31 protein-coding genes and 1 riboswitch are annotated in these 21,183 nt (G+C 64.4%); of the genes, 27 read left to right on the top strand and 4 right to left on the bottom strand.

The annotated features are described in order from the left end of the window. Positions 1 to 11 precede the first annotated feature (11 nt). From ACSSV8_RS00355 to ACSSV8_RS00325, 7 genes are all read left to right on the top strand, one after another. Entirely contained in the window at positions 12 to 413 is a 402-nt protein-coding gene (locus tag ACSSV8_RS00355; protein ID WP_354539731.1) for a hypothetical protein, read from the top strand. Positions 414 to 451: 38 nt separating this feature from the next. Then, a complete protein-coding gene (locus ACSSV8_RS00350; protein WP_354539732.1) occupies positions 452 to 1,438 on the top strand; it encodes a branched-chain amino acid ABC transporter permease in 987 nt (328 codons plus the stop codon). Positions 1,439 to 1,443: 5 nt separating this feature from the next. Beyond that, entirely contained in the window at positions 1,444 to 1,698 is a 255-nt protein-coding gene (locus ACSSV8_RS00345) for a hypothetical protein (RefSeq protein WP_354539733.1), read from the top strand. Beyond that, a complete protein-coding gene (locus ACSSV8_RS00340) occupies positions 1,698 to 2,774 on the top strand; it encodes a branched-chain amino acid ABC transporter permease (protein ID WP_454281146.1) in 1,077 nt (358 codons plus the stop codon). The genes ACSSV8_RS00345 and ACSSV8_RS00340 overlap by 1 nt, the downstream gene beginning before the upstream one ends. A gap of 98 nt (positions 2,775 to 2,872) precedes the next feature. Further along, a complete protein-coding gene (locus ACSSV8_RS00335) occupies positions 2,873 to 4,159 on the top strand; it encodes an ABC transporter substrate-binding protein (RefSeq protein ID WP_454281145.1) in 1,287 nt (428 codons plus the stop codon). Between the two features lie 101 nt (positions 4,160 to 4,260). After that, the gene (locus ACSSV8_RS00330) at positions 4,261 to 5,100 is read left to right on the top strand and encodes an ABC transporter ATP-binding protein (protein WP_354539736.1); all 840 of its coding nucleotides are present in this window, start codon (positions 4,261 to 4,263) and stop codon (positions 5,098 to 5,100) included. Positions 5,101 to 5,134: 34 nt separating this feature from the next. After that, positions 5,135 to 6,307 carry a phenylacetate--CoA ligase family protein gene (locus tag ACSSV8_RS00325; protein WP_354539737.1) on the top strand — a complete coding sequence of 391 codons (1,173 nt, stop codon included), beginning with the start codon at positions 5,135 to 5,137 and terminating at the stop codon, positions 6,305 to 6,307. Between the two features lie 28 nt (positions 6,308 to 6,335). Here the strand turns inward: ACSSV8_RS00325 and ACSSV8_RS00320 are convergent, their stop codons facing one another. Both ACSSV8_RS00320 and ACSSV8_RS00315 read right to left on the bottom strand, forming a co-directional pair. Continuing rightward, on the bottom strand, positions 6,336 to 7,091 hold the full coding sequence (locus ACSSV8_RS00320; RefSeq protein WP_454281144.1) for a class II aldolase and adducin N-terminal domain-containing protein: 756 nt from the start codon (positions 7,089 to 7,091) through the stop codon (positions 6,336 to 6,338). Then, complete coding sequence (locus tag ACSSV8_RS00315; RefSeq protein WP_454281143.1) at positions 7,088 to 7,531, bottom strand: VOC family protein; 444 nt, start codon at positions 7,529 to 7,531, stop codon at positions 7,088 to 7,090. Before ACSSV8_RS00315 ends, ACSSV8_RS00320 begins: the two co-directional genes overlap by 4 nt. Before the next feature lie 69 nt (positions 7,532 to 7,600). On the opposite strand from ACSSV8_RS00315, the gene ACSSV8_RS00310 reads away from it, so the two are divergent. The 15 genes from ACSSV8_RS00310 (at position 7,601) to ACSSV8_RS00240 (ending at position 15,332) form a co-directional block, all read left to right on the top strand. Beyond that, a complete protein-coding gene (locus ACSSV8_RS00310; protein WP_454281142.1) occupies positions 7,601 to 9,064 on the top strand; it encodes an AMP nucleosidase in 1,464 nt (487 codons plus the stop codon). A gap of 135 nt (positions 9,065 to 9,199) precedes the next feature. After that, positions 9,200 to 9,487: an HU family DNA-binding protein gene (locus tag ACSSV8_RS00305; RefSeq protein ID WP_354539741.1), complete on the top strand. Its 288-nt coding sequence runs from the start codon at positions 9,200 to 9,202 to the stop codon at positions 9,485 to 9,487. 211 nt (positions 9,488 to 9,698) lie between these two features. Continuing rightward, entirely contained in the window at positions 9,699 to 9,908 is a 210-nt protein-coding gene (gene rpmC, locus ACSSV8_RS00300; protein WP_354539742.1) for a 50S ribosomal protein L29, read from the top strand. 3 nt (positions 9,909 to 9,911) lie between these two features. Further along, entirely contained in the window at positions 9,912 to 10,142 is a 231-nt protein-coding gene (gene rpsQ, locus ACSSV8_RS00295; RefSeq protein ID WP_210877704.1) for a 30S ribosomal protein S17, read from the top strand. A gap of 78 nt (positions 10,143 to 10,220) precedes the next feature. Then, the gene (gene rplN, locus ACSSV8_RS00290) at positions 10,221 to 10,589 is read left to right on the top strand and encodes a 50S ribosomal protein L14 (RefSeq protein WP_354539743.1); all 369 of its coding nucleotides are present in this window, start codon (positions 10,221 to 10,223) and stop codon (positions 10,587 to 10,589) included. A 1-nt stretch (position 10,590) separates the two neighbouring features. Continuing rightward, entirely contained in the window at positions 10,591 to 10,902 is a 312-nt protein-coding gene (rplX, locus tag ACSSV8_RS00285; RefSeq protein WP_354539744.1) for a 50S ribosomal protein L24, read from the top strand. After that, positions 10,895 to 11,458: a 50S ribosomal protein L5 gene (gene rplE, locus ACSSV8_RS00280; RefSeq protein ID WP_354539745.1), complete on the top strand. Its 564-nt coding sequence runs from the start codon at positions 10,895 to 10,897 to the stop codon at positions 11,456 to 11,458. The genes rplX and rplE overlap by 8 nt, the downstream gene beginning before the upstream one ends. A 19-nt stretch (positions 11,459 to 11,477) precedes the next feature. Next, entirely contained in the window at positions 11,478 to 11,783 is a 306-nt protein-coding gene (gene rpsN, locus ACSSV8_RS00275; RefSeq protein ID WP_354539746.1) for a 30S ribosomal protein S14, read from the top strand. A 13-nt stretch (positions 11,784 to 11,796) separates the two neighbouring features. Beyond that, the gene (gene rpsH, locus ACSSV8_RS00270; RefSeq protein ID WP_454281141.1) at positions 11,797 to 12,189 is read left to right on the top strand and encodes a 30S ribosomal protein S8; all 393 of its coding nucleotides are present in this window, start codon (positions 11,797 to 11,799) and stop codon (positions 12,187 to 12,189) included. A 13-nt stretch (positions 12,190 to 12,202) separates the two neighbouring features. Further along, complete coding sequence (gene rplF, locus ACSSV8_RS00265) at positions 12,203 to 12,736, top strand: 50S ribosomal protein L6 (protein WP_354539748.1); 534 nt, start codon at positions 12,203 to 12,205, stop codon at positions 12,734 to 12,736. An 11-nt stretch (positions 12,737 to 12,747) separates the two neighbouring features. Further along, positions 12,748 to 13,107, top strand: coding sequence for a 50S ribosomal protein L18 (gene rplR, locus ACSSV8_RS00260; RefSeq protein WP_354539749.1), 360 nt, complete (start codon positions 12,748 to 12,750; stop codon positions 13,105 to 13,107). Between the two features lie 13 nt (positions 13,108 to 13,120). Continuing rightward, the gene (gene rpsE, locus ACSSV8_RS00255; protein WP_354539750.1) at positions 13,121 to 13,687 is read left to right on the top strand and encodes a 30S ribosomal protein S5; all 567 of its coding nucleotides are present in this window, start codon (positions 13,121 to 13,123) and stop codon (positions 13,685 to 13,687) included. A 13-nt stretch (positions 13,688 to 13,700) separates the two neighbouring features. Further along, positions 13,701 to 13,889 carry a 50S ribosomal protein L30 gene (gene rpmD, locus ACSSV8_RS00250; protein WP_354539751.1) on the top strand — a complete coding sequence of 63 codons (189 nt, stop codon included), beginning with the start codon at positions 13,701 to 13,703 and terminating at the stop codon, positions 13,887 to 13,889. A gap of 232 nt (positions 13,890 to 14,121) precedes the next feature. Continuing rightward, a complete protein-coding gene (locus ACSSV8_RS00245) occupies positions 14,122 to 14,556 on the top strand; it encodes a GFA family protein (RefSeq protein WP_454281140.1) in 435 nt (144 codons plus the stop codon). Between the two features lie 137 nt (positions 14,557 to 14,693). Continuing rightward, entirely contained in the window at positions 14,694 to 15,332 is a 639-nt protein-coding gene (locus ACSSV8_RS00240) for a MarC family protein (RefSeq protein ID WP_454281139.1), read from the top strand. On the opposite strand, the gene ACSSV8_RS00235 is transcribed toward ACSSV8_RS00240, so the two are convergent. Further along, positions 15,316 to 16,023 carry a vWA domain-containing protein gene (locus tag ACSSV8_RS00235; protein ID WP_354539754.1) on the bottom strand — a complete coding sequence of 236 codons (708 nt, stop codon included), beginning with the start codon at positions 16,021 to 16,023 and terminating at the stop codon, positions 15,316 to 15,318. The two genes, ACSSV8_RS00240 and ACSSV8_RS00235, sit on opposite strands and share 17 nt — an antisense overlap. 133 nt (positions 16,024 to 16,156) lie before the next feature. Between ACSSV8_RS00235 and ACSSV8_RS00230 the strand changes: the two genes are divergently transcribed. The 3 genes from ACSSV8_RS00230 to rplT all read left to right on the top strand — a co-directional run bounded on the left by ACSSV8_RS00230 (position 16,157) and on the right by rplT (position 17,491). Further along, positions 16,157 to 16,786 (top strand): 2-hydroxychromene-2-carboxylate isomerase, encoded by a 630-nt coding sequence (locus ACSSV8_RS00230; protein ID WP_354539755.1) that lies wholly within the window; start codon positions 16,157 to 16,159, stop codon positions 16,784 to 16,786. Between the two features lie 124 nt (positions 16,787 to 16,910). Continuing rightward, positions 16,911 to 17,111, top strand: a complete 201-nt coding sequence (gene rpmI / locus ACSSV8_RS00225) for a 50S ribosomal protein L35 (protein WP_354539756.1) — start codon at positions 16,911 to 16,913, stop codon at positions 17,109 to 17,111. Between the two features lie 14 nt (positions 17,112 to 17,125). Continuing rightward, complete coding sequence (rplT, locus tag ACSSV8_RS00220; RefSeq protein ID WP_454281138.1) at positions 17,126 to 17,491, top strand: 50S ribosomal protein L20; 366 nt, start codon at positions 17,126 to 17,128, stop codon at positions 17,489 to 17,491. A gap of 62 nt (positions 17,492 to 17,553) precedes the next feature. On the opposite strand, the gene thiC is transcribed toward rplT, so the two are convergent. Continuing rightward, on the bottom strand, positions 17,554 to 19,368 hold the full coding sequence (gene thiC / locus ACSSV8_RS00215; RefSeq protein WP_454281137.1) for a phosphomethylpyrimidine synthase ThiC: 1,815 nt from the start codon (positions 19,366 to 19,368) through the stop codon (positions 17,554 to 17,556). A 101-nt stretch (positions 19,369 to 19,469) separates the two neighbouring features. Beyond that, positions 19,470 to 19,590, bottom strand: a riboswitch (TPP riboswitch). A 129-nt stretch (positions 19,591 to 19,719) separates the two neighbouring features. Between thiC and ACSSV8_RS00210 the strand changes: the two genes are divergently transcribed. Together ACSSV8_RS00210 and ACSSV8_RS00205 are read left to right on the top strand one after the other, a co-directional pair. Next, positions 19,720 to 20,577, top strand: a complete 858-nt coding sequence (locus tag ACSSV8_RS00210; protein WP_454281136.1) for an NAD-dependent epimerase/dehydratase family protein — start codon at positions 19,720 to 19,722, stop codon at positions 20,575 to 20,577. Beyond that, positions 20,574 to 21,179: a sugar transferase gene (locus ACSSV8_RS00205; RefSeq protein ID WP_454281135.1), complete on the top strand. Its 606-nt coding sequence runs from the start codon at positions 20,574 to 20,576 to the stop codon at positions 21,177 to 21,179. The genes ACSSV8_RS00210 and ACSSV8_RS00205 overlap by 4 nt, the downstream gene beginning before the upstream one ends. Positions 21,180 to 21,183: the final 4 nt, after the last annotated feature.

The raw sequence follows: 21,183 nt of genomic DNA, 5'->3' as shown, positions 1-21,183 counted from the left end.
CGGCGCTTTTGATGACGCTGCCTGCCATGGCGCAGGCCGGGGCCTGGGCGGATTTCGAGACGCGGTGCGTCTCGGCGCTCGAAAACCTGACGCCGCCGGTGGTGGCGGGGCTGGGGCAGGGCGCGCGCGAGGGGGATGTGACGCGCTACGCGCTGGCGGAGGGCCGCGTGCTGATCGTGGACCGCGCACCGGGTGACGGCATTTTGTCCTGTGCCGTGCGCGACCCGGACGGGGTGCCGGTGGTCGGTTTCGACGACTGGATCGCGGGCGCGGTGCACGAGGGGCGCTATGTGCCGGTGGCCGAGGGACGCTGGCACAGCAACCACTGGATCGAGCCGATTCTGGAAATTCAGAAAGACAGCGGCACGGACGGCCTCACGCTGCGGATCGTGGAGACCGGCCTTGAAGCCTGAGACAGCGCAAGAGACCGCAACGAACAGGGAGACAACCCATGCCTGACAGCGTGATTTTCGGAATGGAGGTCTTTCTCAACGGCCTCATGGCGGGGGTGCTTTATGCGCTCGTGGCCCTCGGCTTCGTGCTGATCTACAAGGCGTCGGGGATCTTCAACTACGCCCAGGGGGTGATGGCGCTTTTCGCCGCGATGACGCTGGTCGGGATCATGGAGGGGCAGGTGCCCTTCAGCCACCTCATCAACGCGGTTCTGGGCACCGAGGTGCATCATTTCGGCTGGCATGTGCCGGGGCTTCTGGCCATCGCGCTCACCGTGGTGGTGATGATCGCGCTGGCCTGGGTCGTCAACAAGCTGATCTTTCGCCACCTTGTCGGGCAGGAACCGATCATCCTTTTCATGGCCACCATCGGCCTTGCCTATTTCCTCGAAGGTTTCGGCGACGTGATGTGGGGGGCCGATATCAAGAAGCTGGACGTGGGCCTGCCGCAAGGCATGAACAGCGCGATTGACGAAGTGACCTTCGGGATCTTCGGCTACGGCTTCTTCATCGACAATCTCGACATCGTGGCCACCGTGGTGGCGGCGCTGCTGGTGGCGGCGCTGGTGATGTTCGCGCAATATTCCAAGCATGGCCGCGCCATGCGCGCGGTGGCCGATGACCATCAGGCCGCGCTCTCGGTCGGCATCTCGCTCAACTTCATCTGGGTCATGGTGTGGTCGCTGGCGGGCTTTGTTGCGCTGGTCGCGGGCATCATGTGGGGCACCAAGATGGGGGTGCAATTCTCGCTCTCGCTCATTGCGCTCAAGGCGCTGCCGGTTCTCATGCTGGGCGGCTTCACCTCGATCCCCGGCGCCATCGTCGGCGGGCTGATCATCGGGGTGGGTGAAAAGATGTTCGAGTTTGCCATCGGCCCGCTTGTGGGCGGGGCTACCGAGAACTGGTTTGCCTATATGCTGGCGCTCATTTTCCTCGTGTTCCGGCCGCAGGGCCTGTTCGGCGAAAAGATCATCGAGCGGGTGTGAGAGCGATGAAAAAACTCATTGCCATTGCCAATGTCGTCGCATGGGGGGGCTTCTGGGCCTTTGGCTATCTTGCCCTGACGACCGCGCCGGAACAGTCGGGCCGGATGGTCACGGCGGCGGTTCTTGCCGCCATCGGCGGCGGGACGGGGATGCTCGCCTTTCTGTGGCTGGTGCGCCATGCCGAAGCGACAGGTTATGCGCGACGGCCCAACCGGGCCGTCAAGCGCCACGACGATGAAATTCATGGGGAGGTGATCTGATGTTTTACCGTGAGGCGGGGGATTTCAAGACCTCCTATGTGGACGACAACCAGACCTTCCCGATCAAGTTCGACCGCTACCGCTATTACGTGGTGCTGATCGCGGCCTTTGCCGTGGTGCCGCTTGTCATCAATGACTACTGGGTGAACGCGGTCTTTCTGCCGTTCCTGATCTATGCGATCGCCGCGATCGGCCTCAATATCCTCGTCGGCTATTGCGGGCAGGTCAGCCTTGGCACCGGCGGGTTCATGGCCGTGGGGGCCTATGGCTGCTATAAGCTGATGACAGCCTTTCCCGATATCAACATCTTCTTTCATATCATCCTTGCGGGCGGGATTACATCGGCGGTCTGCGTGCTCTTCGGCTTGCCGTCCTTGCGGATCAAGGGGTTCTACCTGGCAGTGGCGACGCTGGCTGCGCAGTTCTTTCTTGTCTGGCTCTTCAACCGGGTGGGCTGGTTCTACAACTACTCGGCCTCGGGCCAGATCAACGCCCCCGAGCGCACGGTGTTCGGCGTGGCCGTGACCGGCGCTCAAACGGCGCCCTGGGCGGCCTATCTCTTCTGCCTTGTCTTTACAGTCGCCTGCGCCATCCTTGCCCGCAACCTGACGCGCGGCATGGCGGGCCGCAAATGGATGGCCATTCGCGACATGGACATCGCCGCCGAGATCATCGGGGTGAACCCGCTCAAGGCAAAGCTCACGGCCTTTGCCGTCTCGGGGTTTTTCGTGGGTATCTCGGGGGCGCTGTTCTTTTCGGTCTATCTGGGGGCGGTCGAGGTGGGCGAGGCGTTCGGGATCAACAAATCCTTCCTCGTGCTCTTCATGGTGATCATCGGCGGGCTTGGCTCGATCTTCGGCAGCTTTGCCGGGGCGGCGTTCCTCGTGCTCTTGCCGGTGCTCCTCAAGAACGTGCTGGTGGGCGGGCTTGGCTGGCCCACGGACCTTGCGGCGCATCTCGAATTCATGATCGTGGGCGCGCTGATCGTGATCTTCCTGATCGCCGAGCCGCACGGGCTGGCCCAGCTTTGGCGCGTCGCCAAGGAGAAACTGAGACTGTGGCCCTTCCCCCACTAGGGGCGGGTATCGGTGGGGTAAAACCCACCTATCGAAATTGGGCGCGGGGCACCGCGGTCAAGACAAGACATCGGATAAACCAAGGGAGGAAAATACCGATGAAACAGAGACTCATGGCAACCGCGCTGGCGGCGGCGCTGATGGCGGGGCCGGCGCTGGCCGATCTGACCATCGTCGATACCAGCTATCGCACCGGGCCCTATGCCGCGAACGGCATTCCGTTCTCGGACGGCTACCAGGATTACTTTACCCTGCTCAACGAGCGTGACGGCGGCATTGGCGGGGAGAAGATCAACCTTGTCGAATGCGAGACCGGCTACAACACCGAAAAGGGGGTGGAGTGCTACGAGGGCACCAAGGGTGCCGGCAATGGCGCGCTGATCTATCAGCCGCTCTCGACCGGGATCACCTATCAGCTCATTCCCAAGGCCAGCGCCGACGGCATCCCGCTTCACACGATGGGCTACGGGCGCACCTCGGCCAAGAATGGCGGCGTGTTCGAGTGGGTGTTCAACTACCCGGCCAACTACTGGGACGGGGCCAGCCACGCCATCACCCATATCCTCGACCAGAATGGCGGTGATATCAGCGGCAAGAAGATCTCGCTCGTCTATCACAACTCCGCCTATGGCAAGGAGCCCATTCGCACGCTGGAAGAGCTGAGCGCCAAGCACGGCTTCGAGCTCGTCCTGCTGCCGGTCGATCACCCCGGCCAGGAGCAGAAGTCGCAATGGCTCCAGATCCGGCGCGACCGGCCCGACTATGTGATCATGTGGGGCTGGGGCGTGATGAACCAGGTCGCCATCCAGGAGGCCGTGAACATCCGCTTTCCGATGGAGAATTTCATCGGTATCTGGTGGTCGGGTTCCGAGAATGACGTGAAGGCCGCCGGTGCCGCCGCCAACGGCTACAAGGCGCTGACCTTCCACAACCTCGGGCGCGACTACCCGGTTTATGCCGACATCCAGAAACATGTGGTCGATGCCGGCAAGGCCGCCGGTGCGGGCGATCAGGTGGGCACCGTGCTTTACAACCGGGGCATGTATGCCGCCATGCTCGCCGCCGAGGCGATCAAGACCGCGCAGGAGATGCACGGCGTTTCGGCGATCAACGCCGCACAACTGCGTGATGGCATGGAAAACCTCGAAATGACCGAGGCCAAGATGGCGGCTCTTGGCCTGCCGGGCTTTGGCCCCGAGTTCAAGGTGTCGTGCGAGAACCACGGCGGCAACGGCTATGGCGCCGTGTCGCAATGGGATGCGGCGGCCGGTGAGTTCACGCTGATCACCGACTACTTCCAGTCCGATCAGGAGATCATCAACAAGCTGGTGGCCGAGGATTCCGCGGCCTTCGCCGCCGAGAACGGGATCACCCCGCGCTGCTGAGACCGGTCCCCGGCTGCGGCGCGCGCCGTGGCCGGGGAAATTTGAGTATTTTTGGAACGATGAAGGGCGCGGTCGCGCGCCTGCCGCCAAGGAGAGTGTCGATGCTGGATGCCGCACCGAGTGACGAGACCCTGCGTGACGAGACCCTGCTCGAGGTCAACAATATCGAGGTGATCTACAATCACGTCATCCTTGTGCTGAAGGGCGTCAGCCTCAAGGTGCCCAAGGGCGGGATCACCGCGCTTCTGGGTGGCAATGGCGCGGGCAAGACCACGACGCTCAAGGCGGTGTCGAACCTTCTGAAGTCCGAGCGCGGCGAGGTCACCAAGGGCACGATCACCTATCGCGGCGAGCGGGTGCAGGACCTGCTGCCTTCGGATCTGGTGCAGAAGGGCGTGGTGCAGGTGATGGAGGGCCGGCACTGTTTCGAGCACCTGACCATCGAGGAGAACCTGCTGACCGGGGCCTATACGCGAAGCGCGAGCCGGGGCGAGATCGACGCCGAGCTGAACAAGGTCTACGACTATTTCCCCCGCCTCAAGGAGCGCCGCAAAAGCCAGGCAGGCTATACCTCGGGCGGTGAGCAGCAGATGTGCGCCATCGGCCGCGCGCTGATGTCGCGCCCCGAGACGATCCTGCTCGATGAGCCGTCCATGGGCCTTGCACCGCAGCTTGTGGAGCAGATCTTCGAGATCGTGAAATCGCTCAATGAGCAGGAGGGCTATACCTTCCTTCTGGCCGAGCAGAACACCAACGTGGCGCTGCGCTATGCCCATTACGGCTATATTCTGGAATCGGGCCGGGTGGTGATGGACGGGGCCGCCGCCGCGCTGCGCGAGAACCCGGACGTGAAGGAATTCTACCTCGGCATGTCCGACGAGGGGCGCAAGTCATTCCGCGACGTGCGCAGCTATCGCCGTCGCAAGCGGTGGCTGAGCTGACCCGCACGCCCCATACCCAGCCCGAGGATTGATCATGACCCGCCCTTTCGACGACCTGGAAATCCGCAGCCCCGACGCCCGAGAGGCCGCGCAACTGGCGGCGCTCAACGCGCTTCTGGCGCAAGGGGGCTTGGCCCCGCTGTCGTCGCTCACTGAGCTTGCCCGTCTGCCGGTGCTGCGCAAATCCGATCTCGTCGCGCGCCAGACCGAGGCCCCACCTTTCGGCAGCCTGCCGGTGGGCGATGTGGCCCATGTGTTCCAGTCACCGGGGCCGATCTACGAGCCGGGCGGCGTGACGGCGGACTGGTGGCGGATGGGGCGGTTTCTGCATGCCTGCGGGATCGGGCCGGGCGACATCGTGCAGAACTGCTTTTCCTATCATCTCGTGCCTGCGGGCATGATCTTCGAGAACGGCGCGCGGGCAGTGGGGGCGCGGGTGCTGCCCGCAGGCACCGGGCAGACCGAGTTGCAGGCGCGGGCCGCGCATGATGTGGGTGTCACCGCCTATGCGGGCACGCCGGATTATCTGAAAGTGATCCTCGACAAGGCCGATGAGATGGGCCTGCCATTGAAAATCACCAAGGCCGCCGTCGGGGGCGGCGCGCTCTTCCCGTCGCTGCGCGCGGAATATGCCGAGCGCGGGATCACCTGCCTGCAATGCTATGCCACCGCCGATCTGGGCAATATCGCTTATGAAAGCCCCGCACAGGAGGGGATGATCGTCGATGAGGGCGTGATCGTCGAGATCGTGCGCCCCGGCACCGGCACGCCGGTCGCCCCCGGCGAGGTGGGCGAGGTGGTGGTGACATCGCTCAACCCCGATTACCCGCTATTGCGCTTTGCCACCGGCGACCTGTCGGCGGTGATGGAGGGGCAAAGCCCCTGCGGGCGCACCAACATGCGCATCACGGGCTGGATGGGCCGGGCCGATCAGACCACCAAGATCAAGGGCATGTTCGTGCGCCCCGAACAGGTGGCCGCGCTGGTGGCCAAACACAGCGAGATCGCCCGCGCCCGCGTCATCGCCACCCGCGAGGGCGAGGCGGATGTGATGACCGTACGGATCGAGGCGGCGGGCGGCGATGCCGCAGGCTTTGCGGGCAGCGTCACCGAGACGCTGAAGCTGAAAGGCCGGGTCGAGATCGTGCCGCCGGGTAGCCTGCCAAATGACGGCAAGGTGATCGAGGATCTGCGCAGCTACGATTGAGGCGGTGCTGGGGCGGCTTCGGCGCGCCCTACGTGGCGTAATCCGACCCCTCTGCATCAAGCAGGGCCTTCAATTCACCCAGATGCCGCTCGGCCTGGCCGGGATAGTCCTCCAAATCGCGCGCGGTCTTTTCGGCCACCTCGTCGGAGAGCACGCGCAGGGGCTGCCCGGTCTGGAGCGCGCGGATATAGGTCTCGGCGGCGCGCTCGAAATAATAGAGCCGGTTGAACGTGTCGGCGACCGTGTCGCCGATCACCATGACCCCGTGATTGCCCATGATCATGACCTTCTGCTTCGGGTCATGGAAAAGCTGCGCGCAGCGCGCGCCCTCGTTCTCGAAGGCGAGGCCACCATAGCCCTCGTCGATCACATATCGGTTGAAGAAGGTGGCGCAGTTCTGGTCGATGGGCGGCAGGCGGCTGTCGGCAAGGCTGGCCAGAACCGTGGCGTGGATCGAGTGGACATGCATGGCGCAGCGCGCTTGGCGGCAATGCCGGTGCAGCCCGCCATGCAGCCCCCAGGCGGTCGGGTCCGGGGCGCCGGGCCGGCTCAGCGTCTTGGGATCGTTCGCATCCACCTCGATCAGGTCGCTGGCGCGGATGCGGGCGAAATGCATCTGGTTGGGGTTCATCAGGAAGCGCGTGCCATCCTCGTTGACCGACAGGCTGAAGTGGTTCGCCACCGCCTCGTGCATGTCGAGCCGCGCGGTCCAGCGGAACGCGGCGGCGAGGTCCACCCGTTCCTGCCAGTGGTCCATGTTGGGGCGCAGGTTGGTCACGGTCATGTGTCGCTCCTTTCAAGATCGGTCAGCGGGCGCGAGGCGACCCAGGCATAGCCTGCGGGGCTGAGGATGCAGCATTCGCGCAACCCGTGGGGCTTGTTGGCGGGCGCTTGCAGGACATGGCCGCCTGCGGCGTCGGCGCGCGCGGCGGCCGCGTCCGGGTCAGTGTCAAATAGATGCAGCGACGCGCCTGCACCGCGCGGTGCGTTCTCGGGCAGAAGCGCATGCAGCGGATGGCGGGCATAGGTCGCATCTGCGTGCAGTTGCAGGACCTCGTCACCATAGGTCAGAATGGCGAAATCGGCGCTGAGGCGATGCGCCCTCATGTCGAAGACGGCCCCGAGGAACGCCGCCTCGGCGCGCACGTCCCGCACCAGAAGGTTGAGGCCGAGGCCGCGCAGGCGGCTGCCGAAATCGGCGGGAGAGATCGTGTCATAGTCCATGGATCGGCAGCTTGATTGCGGCTGTGGCCCGTGTCAACCTGCGCCCGACTCCTCTGGAAGGACCGCCCCATGAATCCCCCGTTGCTCCGCCCGCCCGCGCGGGCACCGCAAAGCTTTACCGAGGCGCGTCCGGCGGTGGATATGCTCTGTGCGCTTTACGCCGAGGCGGTGGCGTTTCTCACCGCGCGCTTTGACGAGGCGTTGCACGGCGTTTTGCCCGCCGCCCGCGTGCGCGCCTTTTACCCCGAGATACGCCTTGTCACCACGAGCCATGCCAAGATCGACAGCCGGCTCAGCTTTGGCCATGTCTCGGGTCCCGGCACCTATGCGGCGACGATCACGCGGCCCGATCTCTTTCGGGGCTATCTCGAACAGCAAGTGGCGCTCTTGCTTGAAAACCATGGCGTGCCGGTGACGGTGGCGGTCTCGGACACGGCGATGCCGGTGCATTTCGCCGTCGCTGCGGGCGAGGGGCCGGGTGTGCCGCAGGAGGGGGCGGCGGAATTCCCGCTGCGCGATCTTTTCGACGTGCCCGACCTTGCGGCGATCAACGACGACATCGTCAATGGCACATGGGTGGGGACGGGCGCGCGCCCGCTTGCGCCCTTCACCGCGCAGCGGGTGGATTACTCGCTGGCGCGGCTCGCGCATTACACCGCGACCGATCCGGCGCATTTCCAGAATTACGTGCTGTTTACGAACTATCAGTTCTACGTCTCGGAATTCGAGGCCTTCGCCCGCCGCGCGCTGGCCGATCCGGCCAGCGGCTATACCGCCTTTGTCAGCACCGACAATGCCGAGATCACAGACCCCGATGCAGCCCTGCCCGCGCCCGAGCGCCTGCCGCAGATGCCCGCCTATCACCTCAAGCGCGCGGATGGGTCCGGCATCACGCTGGTGAATATCGGAGTCGGCCCGTCGAACGCCAAGACCGCGACCGATCATGTTGCCGTGCTGCGGCCCCATGCCTGGGTGATGGTCGGCCATTGCGCGGGGCTGCGCAATTCGCAATCGTTGGGGGATTTCGTGCTGGCCCATGCTTATTTGCGCGAGGATCGCGTGCTCGATGCCGACCTGCCCGCCTGGGTGCCCATTCCGGCGCTGGCCGAAATCCAGATCGCCTTGCAAGAGGCGGTGGCGGCGGAAACCCAGCTTGAGGGGTTCGACCTCAAGCGGATCATGCGCACCGGCACCGTGGCCAGCGTGGACAACCGCAACTGGGAATTGCGCGACCAATCGGGGCCGGTGCAGCGCCTGAGCCAGTCGCGCGCCATCGCGCTGGACATGGAAAGCGCCACCATCGCGGCCAACGGGTTTCGCTTCCGGGTGCCTTACGGCACGCTGCTTTGCGTGTCGGACAAACCCCTTCAGGGCGAGTTGAAACTGCCCGGCATGGCCTCGGATTTCTATAAATCGCAAGTCGCACGCCACCTGATGATCGGGATTCGCGCCATGGAATCACTCCGCCGGATGCCGCTGGACCGCATCCACAGCCGCAAATTGCGCAGCTTTGAAGAGACGGCCTTTCTCTGAAAGGGCAAAAAACCGCACAAAATAAGTGGAAAGCCCTTGCTTTTGCCCACCAGACGTTGTGTTTGACCACATCATGACGTTTAATTGACGGTGCGAGGCCCCAGTTACGGGCAGTGATACGAAGGAGACCTGAAAATGGCGAAACCGATGACCAAGACCCAGCTTGTGGCCGCGCTGGCGGAAGAGATGGGCAGCGACAAGAAATCCGCCGGCGGCGCGCTCGATGCCGTCGTGGCGATCATCACCCGCGAAGTGGCGGCGGGCGGGGCGGTCACGCTTCCGGGCGTGGGCAAGTTCTATTGCCGCGAGCGCCCCGAGCGCATGGTGCGCAACCCCGCCACCGGCGAGCAGATGAAAAAGCCCGCTGACAAGCAGGTGAAGGTAACCGTCGCCAAGGCGCTCAAGGACAGCGTCAACGGCTGAGACCCCGCGCCGCCCGGCCTGACCGGGCGGCCCGATTCGCGCGGGGGCGCAATTCAACGCTTGCCCTTCGCGCGCACCTCTTCTATAGCAACAAAATTCGCGTCGCCCCGCCTGTCGGGGATTCGCGTGTTGAAATCCCATCCACCGGGGAACAGGTGACCCTGAGCCAACCGTCAGGGGCCAACCGGTGTATTGAGAAAAGGAAAAGGCGATGAACGCCAGCGAACTGCGTGACAAGACCCCGGATCAGCTCCGGGACGAGCTTGTCCGGCTCAAGAAAGAGCAATTCAACCTGCGCTTCCAGGCGGCCACCGGCCAGCTTGAGAATGCAGCCCAGATGCGCCGCGCCCGCCGCGATGCGGCCCGCGTCAAGACGATCCTCAATGAAAAGGCCCGTGTGGCCGCCGTGCAGGGAGCCTGACCCATGCCCAAACGTATCCTGCAAGGCACCGTCACCTCGGACGCCAACGCCCAGACCGTGACCGTCTCGGTCGAGCGTCGCTTCAAGCACCCCGTGCTTCAGAAGACGATCCGCAAGTCCAAGAAATACCGGGCCCACGACGAGAACAACACCTTCAAGAAGGGTGATGCGGTGCGCATCATCGAATGTGCGCCGAAATCCAAGACGAAACGCTGGGAGGTGCTGGAGGCGTAAGCCGTCAGCGCCTTTCGACATTATCGAAACCCTGGGGACAAGGCATTGCATCGCCCCCCATAGGTCGGGAGAAACCAAATGATCCAGATGCAGACCAATCTGGATGTAGCTGACAACTCCGGCGCGCGCCGGGTTCAGTGCATCAAGGTTCTCGGCGGTTCGCACCGTCGATATGCCTCGGTCGGCGACATCATCGTGGTGTCGGTGAAAGAGGCCATTCCGCGCGGTCGCGTGAAAAAGGGCGACGTGCGCAAGGCCGTCGTCGTGCGCACCGCCAAGGAAGTCCGCCGTGAAGACGGCACCGCCATCAAGTTCGACCGCAACGCCGCCGTGATCCTGAACAACGCGGGCGAGCCTGTCGGCACCCGTATCTTCGGGCCGGTCGTGCGCGAATTGCGCGCCAAGAACTTCATGAAGATCATCTCGCTCGCCCCGGAGGTGCTGTAAGATGGCCGCAAAACTCAAAAAAGGTGACACAGTCATCGTCCTTGCCGGCAAGGACAAGGGTCAGAAGGGCATGATCACCAGCGTCGATCCCAAGGCCGGCAAGGCCGTGGTCGAAGGCGTGAACATGGCCATTCGCCACACCCGCCAGAGCCAAACGAGCCAGGGCGGCCGCATCCCCAAGGCGATGCCGATCGACCTCAGCAACCTCGCCATGCTCGACAAGAACGGCAAACCCACGCGCGTCGGCTTCAAGATCGAAGGCGACAAGAAGGTGCGTTTCGCCAAGACCACGGGGGACGTGATCGATGCTTGATACCGCAACCTATACCCCGCGCCTCAAGACGCATTTCCGCGAGGTCATCAAGCCTGCTCTGAAAGAAGAGTTCGGCTACAAGAACGACATGCAGATCCCGCGTCTGGACAAGATCGTGCTCAATATCGGCTGCGGTTCCGAAGCGGTGCGCGATTCCAAGAAAGCCAAGTCGGCGCAGGAAGACCTGAGCACCATCGCGGGCCAGAAGGCCGTGACCACCATTGCGCGCAACTCGATCGCGGGATTTCGTGTCCGCGAAGGGATGCCGCTGGGAACCAAGGTCACGCTGCGTGGCAACCGGATGTATGATTTCCTCGATCGCCTGATCACCGTGGCCATGCCGCGCATCCGCGACTTCCGCGGTGTGTCGGGCAAGGCCTTCGACGGGCGCGGCAACTATGCCATGGGCCTCAAGGAACACATCGTTTTCCCCGAAATCAACTTCGACAAGGTCGACGAAGTCTGGGGGATGGACATCATCATCACAACCACGGCGCAGACCGACGCTGAAGCCAAGGCGCTGTTGAAGCTTTTCAACATGCCCTTCAACAGCTGAGCCGGGGGAGGATAGATTAATGGCTAAGAAATCCATGGTCGAGCGCGAGAAGAAGCGCCAGAAACTGGTGGACCGTGACGCCGCCAAGCGCGCCGCGCTCAAGGCGATCATCAGCGATCAGTCCAAGCCGATGGAAGAGCGTTTCCGCGCCTCTCTCAAGCTTGCCAAATTGCCGCGCAACGGGTCGGCCACGCGCCTGCACAACCGCTGCCAGCTTACGGGTCGTCCGCACGCCTATTATCGCAAGCTCAAGATCAGCCGGATCATGCTGCGCGAGCTGGGTTCCGCCGGGCAACTGCCCGGTGTCGTGAAATCGAGCTGGTAAGGAGGGCAGAGACATGAACGATCCTATCGGCGATATGCTCACCCGTATCCGCAACGCCCAGATGCGCGGCAAGTCCACGGTGATGACCCCCGGCTCGAAGATGCGCGTGCGCGTTCTCGATGTTCTGGCCGCAGAGGGCTATATCCGCGGTTACGAGATGAGCACCGATGAAAATGGCCATTCCGCCATTGAAATCAGCCTCAAGTATTTCGAGGGCACCCCGGTGATCCGCGAGATGAAGCGGGTCTCCAAACCCGGTCGCCGCGTCTATCTGGGCGTGCGTGACATTCCGTCGGTCCGTCAGGGCCTCGGCGTGTCGATTGTCTCCACCCCCAAGGGTGTGATGTCGGATGCAAGCGCGCGCGCAGCCAATGTTGGCGGCGAAGTGCTCTGCACGGTATTCTGAGGAGGCGCTGCAAATGTCTCGTATCGGCAAACAACCCGTGGCCCTGCCGGATGGTGTCTCGGCCACGATCTCGGGCCAGACCGTCGAGGTGAAGGGGCCCAAGGGCACAAAGACCTTCACCGCGACCGACGATGTGACGATCACCGTTGCGGATGGCGTCATCTCGGTCACGCCGCGCGGCAGTTCCAAGCGCGCGCGCCAGCAATGGGGTTTGACCCGCACGGTCATCGCCAACATGGTGCACGGTGCCAAGGACGTGTTCCGCAAGGAGCTTGAAATCCGGGGCGTCGGTTATCGCGCCGCGATTCAGGGCAATGTGATCCGGCTCAACCTCGGATATTCGCATGACGTGGATTTCCCGATCCCCGACGGCGTGACCGTCACGGCGCCCAAGCAGACCGAACTGGTGATCGAGGGCACCGACAAGCAGCTCGTCGGACAGGTCGCGGCCAATATCCGCGACTGGCGGCGTCCCGAGCCCTACAAGGGCAAGGGCATCCGCTACAAGGACGAGTTTATCTTCCAGAAGGAAGGCAAGAAGAAATAAGGACGCGACAGATGGCAAACAGCAAGAGAAAACTGTTCCTCAAACGCCGCCTGCGCGTTCGGAGCAAACTGCGGCAGGTGAATGCGGGGCGCGTGCGCCTCTCGGTTCACCGGTCCAACAAGAATATCAGTGCGCAGCTCATCGACGATGTGCAGGGCGTGACGCTGGCTTCGGCCTCGACCCTCGAAAAGGATCTTGGCTTTGTCGGCAAATGCACCGTCGAGGCGGCTGCCAAGGTCGGCGAGATCATCGCCGAGCGGGCGAAGAAGGCCGGCGTGAGCGAGGCCTATTTCGACCGTGGCGGGTTCATCTATCATGGCCGTGTCAAGGCCGTGGCCGATGCCGCGCGCGACGCCGGCCTGAAGATCTGAGGAGACGAGAGTTATGGCAAGAGAAGACAACCGCCGCGACCGTCGCGACCGCGACGAAGCCCCGGAATTCGCCGACCGTCTCGTCGCGATCAACCGCGTGTCGAAGACCGTGAAGGGCGGCAAGCGCTTCGGGTTCGCGGCGCTCGTGGTCGTGGGCGATCAGAAGGGTCGCGTGGGCTTTGGCAAGGGCAAGGCCAAGGAGGTCCCCGAGGCCATCCGCAAGGCCACCGAAGCCGCCAAGCGAGCGATGATCCGCGTGCCGCTCCGCGAGGGGCGCACGCTGCATCACGATATGGAAGGCCGCCATGGCGCGGGCAAGGTCGTGATGCGCACCGCCCCGCAGGGCACGGGCATCATCGCCGGTGGTCCGATGCGTGCCGTGTTCGAGATGCTGGGCGTTCAGGACGTGGTCGCCAAGTCGAACGGGTCGCAAAACCCCTACAACATGATCCGCGCCACGCTGAATGGTCTCCACAAGGAGACCAGCCCGCGCATGGTCGCGCAGCGGCGTGGCAAGAAGGTGGCCGACATCCTGAGACGGGGTGACGAGGCGCCGACCGCGCAAGCGGCAGAAGCGTAAGGAGACCTGAGACATGGCAAAAACCATCGTGGTCAAGCAGATCGGCTCGCCGATCCGCCGTCCGGACGTGCAGCGCCGCACGCTGATCGGTCTGGGACTGAACAAGATGCACAAGACCCGCGAGCTTGAGGATACGCCCTCGGTGCGCGGCATGGTCAACAAGATCCCGCATCTGGTCCAGATCATCGAAGAAAAGGGCTGACCGCCGTTTTCTTGAAAAGATAACGTCCCGGAAACTTTTCAAGTTTCCGGCAGCGTGGCAATGCGCCCCGGCCTCGCAGGCCGGGGCGCTTTACGTTATACCATTACGCGAGTCTTTTGTCGCGCTGCCCGCATCGGGGGCGGGCATGATACCCTCTGACGGTGTCGGGGTGGTGGCGCGCCGCCGACGCGTTCGCGCGGCCCGGTCCGCGCCCGCTCAGGGAGGAGCCTCGATGTCCAGATATTCCGGTGGATGCAGCCATATCCACACCCATGCCGATCACGAACCGGTCGACAACCACACCTGCCATTGTTCCGTCTGCAAGGGCGTGACCGGGCAGGACACCACCCATGTGGTGTTTTTCCGCCACGGCGATGTGGTGGTCGATAACGAGGCGGGGCTGAAGCGCCAGCCGTTCAACGCCAAGAACCCGGACGGCCCGCTGGAGCTTTGCACCTGTGGCGAATGCGGCGCGCCGATCATGCTGGATGACAAGCAAAGCCGCATCCGCGTCATCGTGCCGAACCTCATGGGCTATGGTGATCAGATCGCGCCCGCGCCCTATCATGCCTTCTACGATCCGGCGAGCGGGGTGCCGCGCCCCGATGACGGGCGGCCCGTGCATGAGGGGCTGCGCCCCGATTTCGTCTGGCCCGCGCCGTCCTGAGCGCGCGGGTATCCGCAACAATCATGCCTTTTGCCCCGGTCAGCGATGGCCGGGGCAGTTTTCTTCCTGTATGACATCAACGCGGGTTGGTTCCGGCCCGGCGCGTGTGTCACCAGAGCCTGTCGTGAAAGACGCAGATGCCCACAGTTGATGTTGCCTCTCTCGTCCGGGAATTCATCACGCTTTTCGTGGTGATCGACCCGATCGGAACCTTGCCGGTTTTCTATTTCGTCGCCGCGAGCGTCCCCGAGGCGCTGCATTGGCGGCTGGCGGTGCGGGCGGTGCTGGTTGCGGGTGCCGTGCTTGTGCTGTTTCTTGTCGGCGGGCAGTTCGTGCTGGAAGGGGTGGGGTTGCGCCTTGGCTCGTTCCAGATCGCGGGCGGGATGATCCTCTTTCTGTTCGCGCTGACGATGATCTTTGGCGATGCCAAGCCCGCCCGTGAAATAGAAGAGGCAGAGCGCGATCACATGGCAGGTGCGGTTTTTCCGCTGGCGATTCCCGCCATCGCCTCGCCCGGTGCGATGCTGGCCATCGTGATCCTCACCGACAACAACCGCAATTCCATCCCCGAACAGGCGCTGACCGCAGGTTTGTTGCTTTTGGTGCTCGGGATCACGCTGCTGCTCTTGCTGCTGGCTGGGCGGCTCAGGCGGGTGCTGGGCAATACCGGGGCGAGCATCATCAGCCGGGTGATGGGCATGATCCTTGCCACGGTTGCGGTCGATTCGGTTCTGAGCGGGCTGGAGCTGGTCGGCGCGGTCACGCTTTTGTCCTGACGGGGGCTGTCCCGGTCTGCCCGATCAGCGCGCATCCCAGGGTCACGCGTAGCGCCTCGACCAACTCGCCCACCGTTTCGGTCGCCACGTAAAGCCCGCCCGTGGCGTCCGAGAGGCATTTGGCCACGGTCTGCCCGTCGAAAAGCCCGGCCTCGGGGCTGTTCCACGAGAACGGATCATGCACCACGCGAAAGCCGATCACATGAACGGTAAGGCCGGGCCGTTCTGCCGCCAGCCGCGCACCAAGCGCGCAGGGCGTGCCGCCGCAGGTTTCATTGCCGTCCGTCACGAGAACCACGATGCCGTCGGGCCCGAGCACCTCGGCGGCCGCTGCCACCGAAGCCGCCAGAGGGGTCAGCCCGCCGGGGGACAGCGCGTCGATCCCCCTGGTCACCGCCGCCGCGGCACCGGCCATGGGCGCGAAGTGCAGCGTGAGGCCCGAACAGCTATCTGCGCCGCCCGGCCCATAGGTCAAAAGCCCGATCCGGCGCAATGGCGCGATATCGGGCAGGGCGTCCTGCACCGCCTGCCGCGCCTCCATGATGCGGGTGGGCGCGGTCGGGTCATGGCCAAGCTCGCCCATCGAGGCCGACCCGTCAAAGACCAGCATCGCATCGCGCGCGCACCCCGCCGAGGCAACGGCAGAGGGCAGGGCGGCCAGCAGGCCAAGAAAAAGGGGCAGGGCGCGCATCGGGTCTCCTCCGGGTGCCGTCAGTGTAGGCCCCGCGCGCGCCCGGTCCAGAACAATCCCGCGTGACCCCGCCACCCCGGGTGCCGTCATCCTCACGCTTGCCTCCGGCTCTCCTCCGCCATAGGCTCGGGGCATGAGCGTGATCCACTATTACTACTCGGCCCATTCCGCCTATGCCTGGCTGGGGGCGCGGCGGCTGCATGAGATATGCGCGGCCCATGGCGTGCGGCTCGAACACAAGCCGATCGAGCTGTCTCCGGTGGTCGAGGCGGCGGGGGGCCTGCCCTTTGCCGCGCGCACGCAAGGGCATGTCGATTACTTCTTCGGGCGCGAGATCGAACGCTGGTCCGAACTGCGCGGCGTCGAGATCATCCGCCACCGCCCCACCCATCACGACGCGCCGCTCTCGCTGGCCAGCGGCGCGATCATCGCCGCCGGGGACCGGGCCGATGCGCTCTCCTACGCCATCCTTCAGGCCCATTGGCGCGACGATGCCGACATTTCCGATCCCGGAACGCTGATCCCGCTGGTCGCGGGCTGCGGCCTCGATCCCGACACGATCCTGAGCGCCGCGCGCAGCGAGGACATACAGGCGATATACCGTGCCAATACCGCCGAGGCGATTGCCCTGCCGGTCTTTGGCTCGCCCACCTATGTGGTGGCGGGCGATCCGTTCTACGGGCAGGACCGGCTGGACCTGGTGGAGCGCGCGCTTGTCACCCCCTTTGCTCCCTCCTGCTGGCGCAATCCTCCGGTCGGTTGAGGTGTGGCGCAGGCCCTCTTGCACTCTTCGGGCGGAGCGCGTATAGCACCCGCTCATTCCGCCGGTCCGGCCAGATGTGGCATGCCGAGGCTGGCGATTCTACCGACCGAAAGAGGAGCCGGAAATGCCCAAGATGAAGACCAAGTCGAGCTGCAAGAAGCGGTTCAAGATGACGGCCTCTGGCCGCATTGTGGCCGCACAGGCCGGCAAGCGCCATGGCATGATCAAGCGGACCAATAAATTCATCCGCAACGCGCGTGGCACCACCACGCTCAGCAAAGCCGACGAGGGGATCATCAAGCCGATGATGCCCTACGCGCGTTAAGGAGGAATCAGGATATGTCACGCGTCAAAGGTGGGGTTGTCACCCACGCCCGTCACAAGAAAGTCATCAAGGCCGCCAAGGGCTACTATGGCCGCCGCAAGAACACCTTCAAGGTGGCCGCTCAAGCCGTCGACAAGGCCAACCAATACGCCACGCGCGACCGCAAGAACCGCAAGCGCAATTTCCGCGCGCTGTGGATCCAGCGGATCAACGCCGCCGTGCGCGCCCATGACGAGGGGCTGACCTATTCGCGCTTCATCAACGGTCTGGCGCTGGCCGGGGTCGAGGTGGATCGCAAGGTTCTGGCCGATCTCGCCGTGCACGAACCGGCGGCGTTCAACGCCATCGTCGATCAGGCAAAGCAGGCGCTGACCGCCTGAGGCCAGTCGCGGATGAGGGACAAGGATGCGCCGCCCGGATAAACCGGGCGGCGTTTTCCGTTTCAGACTTTGTCGGTCTCGGCCACGGGCACGTAAAGATCGCCGCCTTCGCGGAATTTCTCGGCCATCGCCGCCATCCCCTCTTTCTGCGCCTCGGCGCGGATGTCGTGGCTGATCCGCATGGAGCAGAATTTCGGCCCGCACATCGAGCAGAAATGCGCCACCTTGTGGGCCTCTTTGGGCAAGGTCTGATCATGGAAATCGCGCGCGGTTTCGGGATCGAGCGAGAGGTTGAACTGATCCTCCCAACGGAATTCGAAGCGGGCGCGGCTGAGCGCATCGTCGCGCCGCTGCGCTCCCGGCAACCCCTTGGCGAGGTCGGCGGCGTGGGCGGCGATCTTGTAGGTGATCACGCCGGTTTTCACGTCGTCGCGGTCGGGCAGGCCCAGATGTTCCTTGGGGGTGACATAGCAGAGCATCGCACAACCGAACCAGCCGATCATCGCAGCCCCGATGCCGCTGGTGATGTGGTCATAGCCGGGTGCAATATCGGTGGTGAGTGGCCCGAGCGTGTAGAACGGGGCCTCGTGACAGCACTCAAGCTGCTTGTCCATGTTCTCCTTGATCTTGTGCATGGCGACATGGCCGGGGCCTTCGATCATCACCTGGCACTCCTTGGCCCACGCGATTTTCGTGAGTTCCCCCAATGTCTCCAACTCGGCGAATTGCGCGGCATCGTTGGCGTCCGCAATGGAGCCGGGGCGCAGCCCGTCGCCCAGTGAAAAGCTCACGTCATACTGGCGGCAGATGTCGCAAATCTCCTCGAAATGCTCATAAAGAAAGCTCTCGCGGTGATGATGCAGGCACCATTTGGCCATGATCGACCCACCGCGCGACACGATCCCCGTCACCCGGTTCACCGTCATCGGCACCATGTGCAGGCGCACGCCCGCGTGGATGGTGACATAATCCACCCCCTGTTCGGCCTGCTCGATCAGCGTGTCGCGGAACACTTCCCATGTGAGGTCTTCGGCAATGCCATTCACCTTTTCCAAGGCCTGATAGATCGGCACGGTGCCGATGGGGACGGGGGAATTGCGGATGATCCAGTCGCGGGTGTTGTGGATATTGCGCCCGGTGGAAAGGTCCATCACCGTATCCGCCCCCCAGCGGATCGCCCAGACCAGTTTTTCCACCTCCTCCTCCATCGAGGAGGTAACGGCAGAGGTGCCCATGTTGGCGTTGATCTTCACAAGGAAATTGCGCCCGATGATCATCGGCTCCAGTTCCGGGTGGTTGATATTGGCCGGGATGATGGCGCGGCCCGCCGCGATCTCGGCGCGCACGAATTCGGGGGTCACATGGTCTGGGATGCTGGCCCCCCAGTCATTGCCGTCGCGCGGTGCCGCATCCGCCTCGCGCAACTGATTCTCGCGGATGGCCACGAATTCCATCTCGGGCGTGATGATGCCCGCGCGCGCATAGGCCAGTTGCGTGGGGGCCGCACCGCCCGTGCCACGAAGGGGTTGCCCCCGCACCGGGAATTCCGGCACCAGCCGGTCGCCGGTGACAAAGCCGTTATCCTCGGGCCTCACATGGCGGCCCTCATAGGCCGCCACATCGCCGCGCGCCATGATCCAGCCGCGCCGCAGCGCGGGCAGGCCGCGCGCGATGTCGGTTTGCGCCTCGGGATCGGTATAGGGGCCGGAACTGTCATAGACCGGCAAGGGGGCCTCGCCCGCCGTGGGATGGGTGGAAATCTCGCGCATGGGCACGCGGATATCGGGGTGCAGGCTGCCCGCCACGTAAATCTTGCGCGACGCGGGCAGGGGGCCGGTGGTCACGCTGGGGGCGATGGTCTGGGTGGGGATGTTCATGTTGGTGCTCCTCGAGCCAAGCTTTACAAAGACACCAGATGAGCCGTGGACGGGGAGGCGTGGGGAAGGGTCCCCCTTCGGAACAGACAGACCGCCATGCGGCGCGCGGTTCCCGAGCTTCCTACGCCAGTATCAACTGGATCAGGTTCAAAGGGTCGCCTCACCGGTGTCACCACCTGTCAGCCTCTCAGTCCCCAAGGCGGGACTCCCCTGCAAGGGTGAGGGTAGAACGACGATCTGCGCAGTTCAAGCGAATGTGGCGTCCCGACGGCGGTCTCTTGTCGAGAGGCGGCATTGATTGATAGACCGCGAGGGGCCGGGGCGGGTCATGTCCCCGGAAAGAGGGGGCGCATGACGGACAGGGCGCGCGCGCCGGTTCTTCTGACCGGGGCATCGGGACGGGTCGGACGGATGGTGTTGTGGCACTGGCCGGTTTCGGCTGTGCCTGTCGTGCCACAATATCGTCGGATGGTGCCGGCGGGGGCGCTTCTGTGGGACCCGATGGAGGGGTCGCGCGCACTCATCGACCATCAGGCGCGGAGCGGACAGACATTCCGGGCGCTGGTGGCGCTGGCGGGGGTCGTGCCGGGCGCGGGCCACGATCTGGCGCACAACCGGATACTTGCCGAGGCCACGCTTGCGGCGGCTGAAAGCGCGGGCATCACGCGGGTGTTGCTGGCCTCGTCTTCGGCGGTTTACGGATCGGGCGAGCATATCACCGAGGACACCGCTTGCGCGCCCGCCAATGCCTATGGCGCGGCCAAGCTGGAGATGGAAGCGGTGGGGCGCGCGTGGCGTGACCGGGGGCTTGAGGTCTGCGCGCTGCGGATCGGGAATGTGGCGGGCGCGGATGCGCTGCTTCTGAACGTGGCGCGGGGGACGGGGGAGATCACGCTTGATGTCTTCGCTGATGGCGCAGGGCCGCTGCGCTCCTATATCGGGCCGCGCACGCTGGCGCAGGTGCTGGTAACGCTGTGCCTGCGTGACGGAGCGTTGCCATCCGCGCTCAACATCGCGGCCCCCGCTCCCGTGACCATGGCCGCACTGGCACAGGCGGCGGGGGCAAGCAGCCGGCCCCGCCCCGCCTCTCCGACGGCGCATCAGCGCATCACCCTCGATTGCACCCGGCTTGCCGCGCTCCACGCCTTTGCCCCCGAGGACAGCACACCCGGCGAGATGGTCCGCCAATGGCGGGCGGTTGCCTCATGACGCCTGCGAAACGCGCCTTCGACCTTGTCTTTGCGCTGGCCCTCGGGGTGCTTCTGGCGCCAGTGATGGCGCTCACCGCGCTGGCCGTGCTGGTGCTGGATGGGCGGCCTGTCTTCTTCCGGTCCGAGCGGATGAAGACGCCGACCGAGGGGTTTTTCCTTCTCAAGTTCCGCACCATGACTCCGGCAGAGGCAGATCAGGGCGTGTCGGGCGGCGACAAGGCGCATCGCATCACCCGCGCCGGGCATCTTCTCAGGCGGACCCATCTTGATGAGGTGCCGCAATTGTGGAACGTGATCCGTGGCGATCTGAGCCTTGTCGGCCCGCGCCCGCCGTTGCGCAGCTATGTGGACCGCTTCCCGGAGACCTATGCGCAGGTCTTGCGCTCGCGTCCCGGCCTGACCGGGCTGGCAACCCTGCGCTATCACGCCCATGAGGCGCGGCTGCTGGCACAGAGCCGCAGCGCCGCCGAGACCGACGCCATATACTGCCGTGCCTGTGTGCCGCGCAAGGCGCGGCTCGACCTGATCTATCAGCGCCGCCGCACGCTCTGTCTTGATCTGCTGCTGCTCTGTCAGACCGTGGTCAAGGGCTGGCGGTAACGCG

This window comes from Roseovarius sp. MBR-79 (genome assembly GCF_053628555.1).
This window is presented reverse-complemented; position numbering and strand designations above follow the sequence as displayed.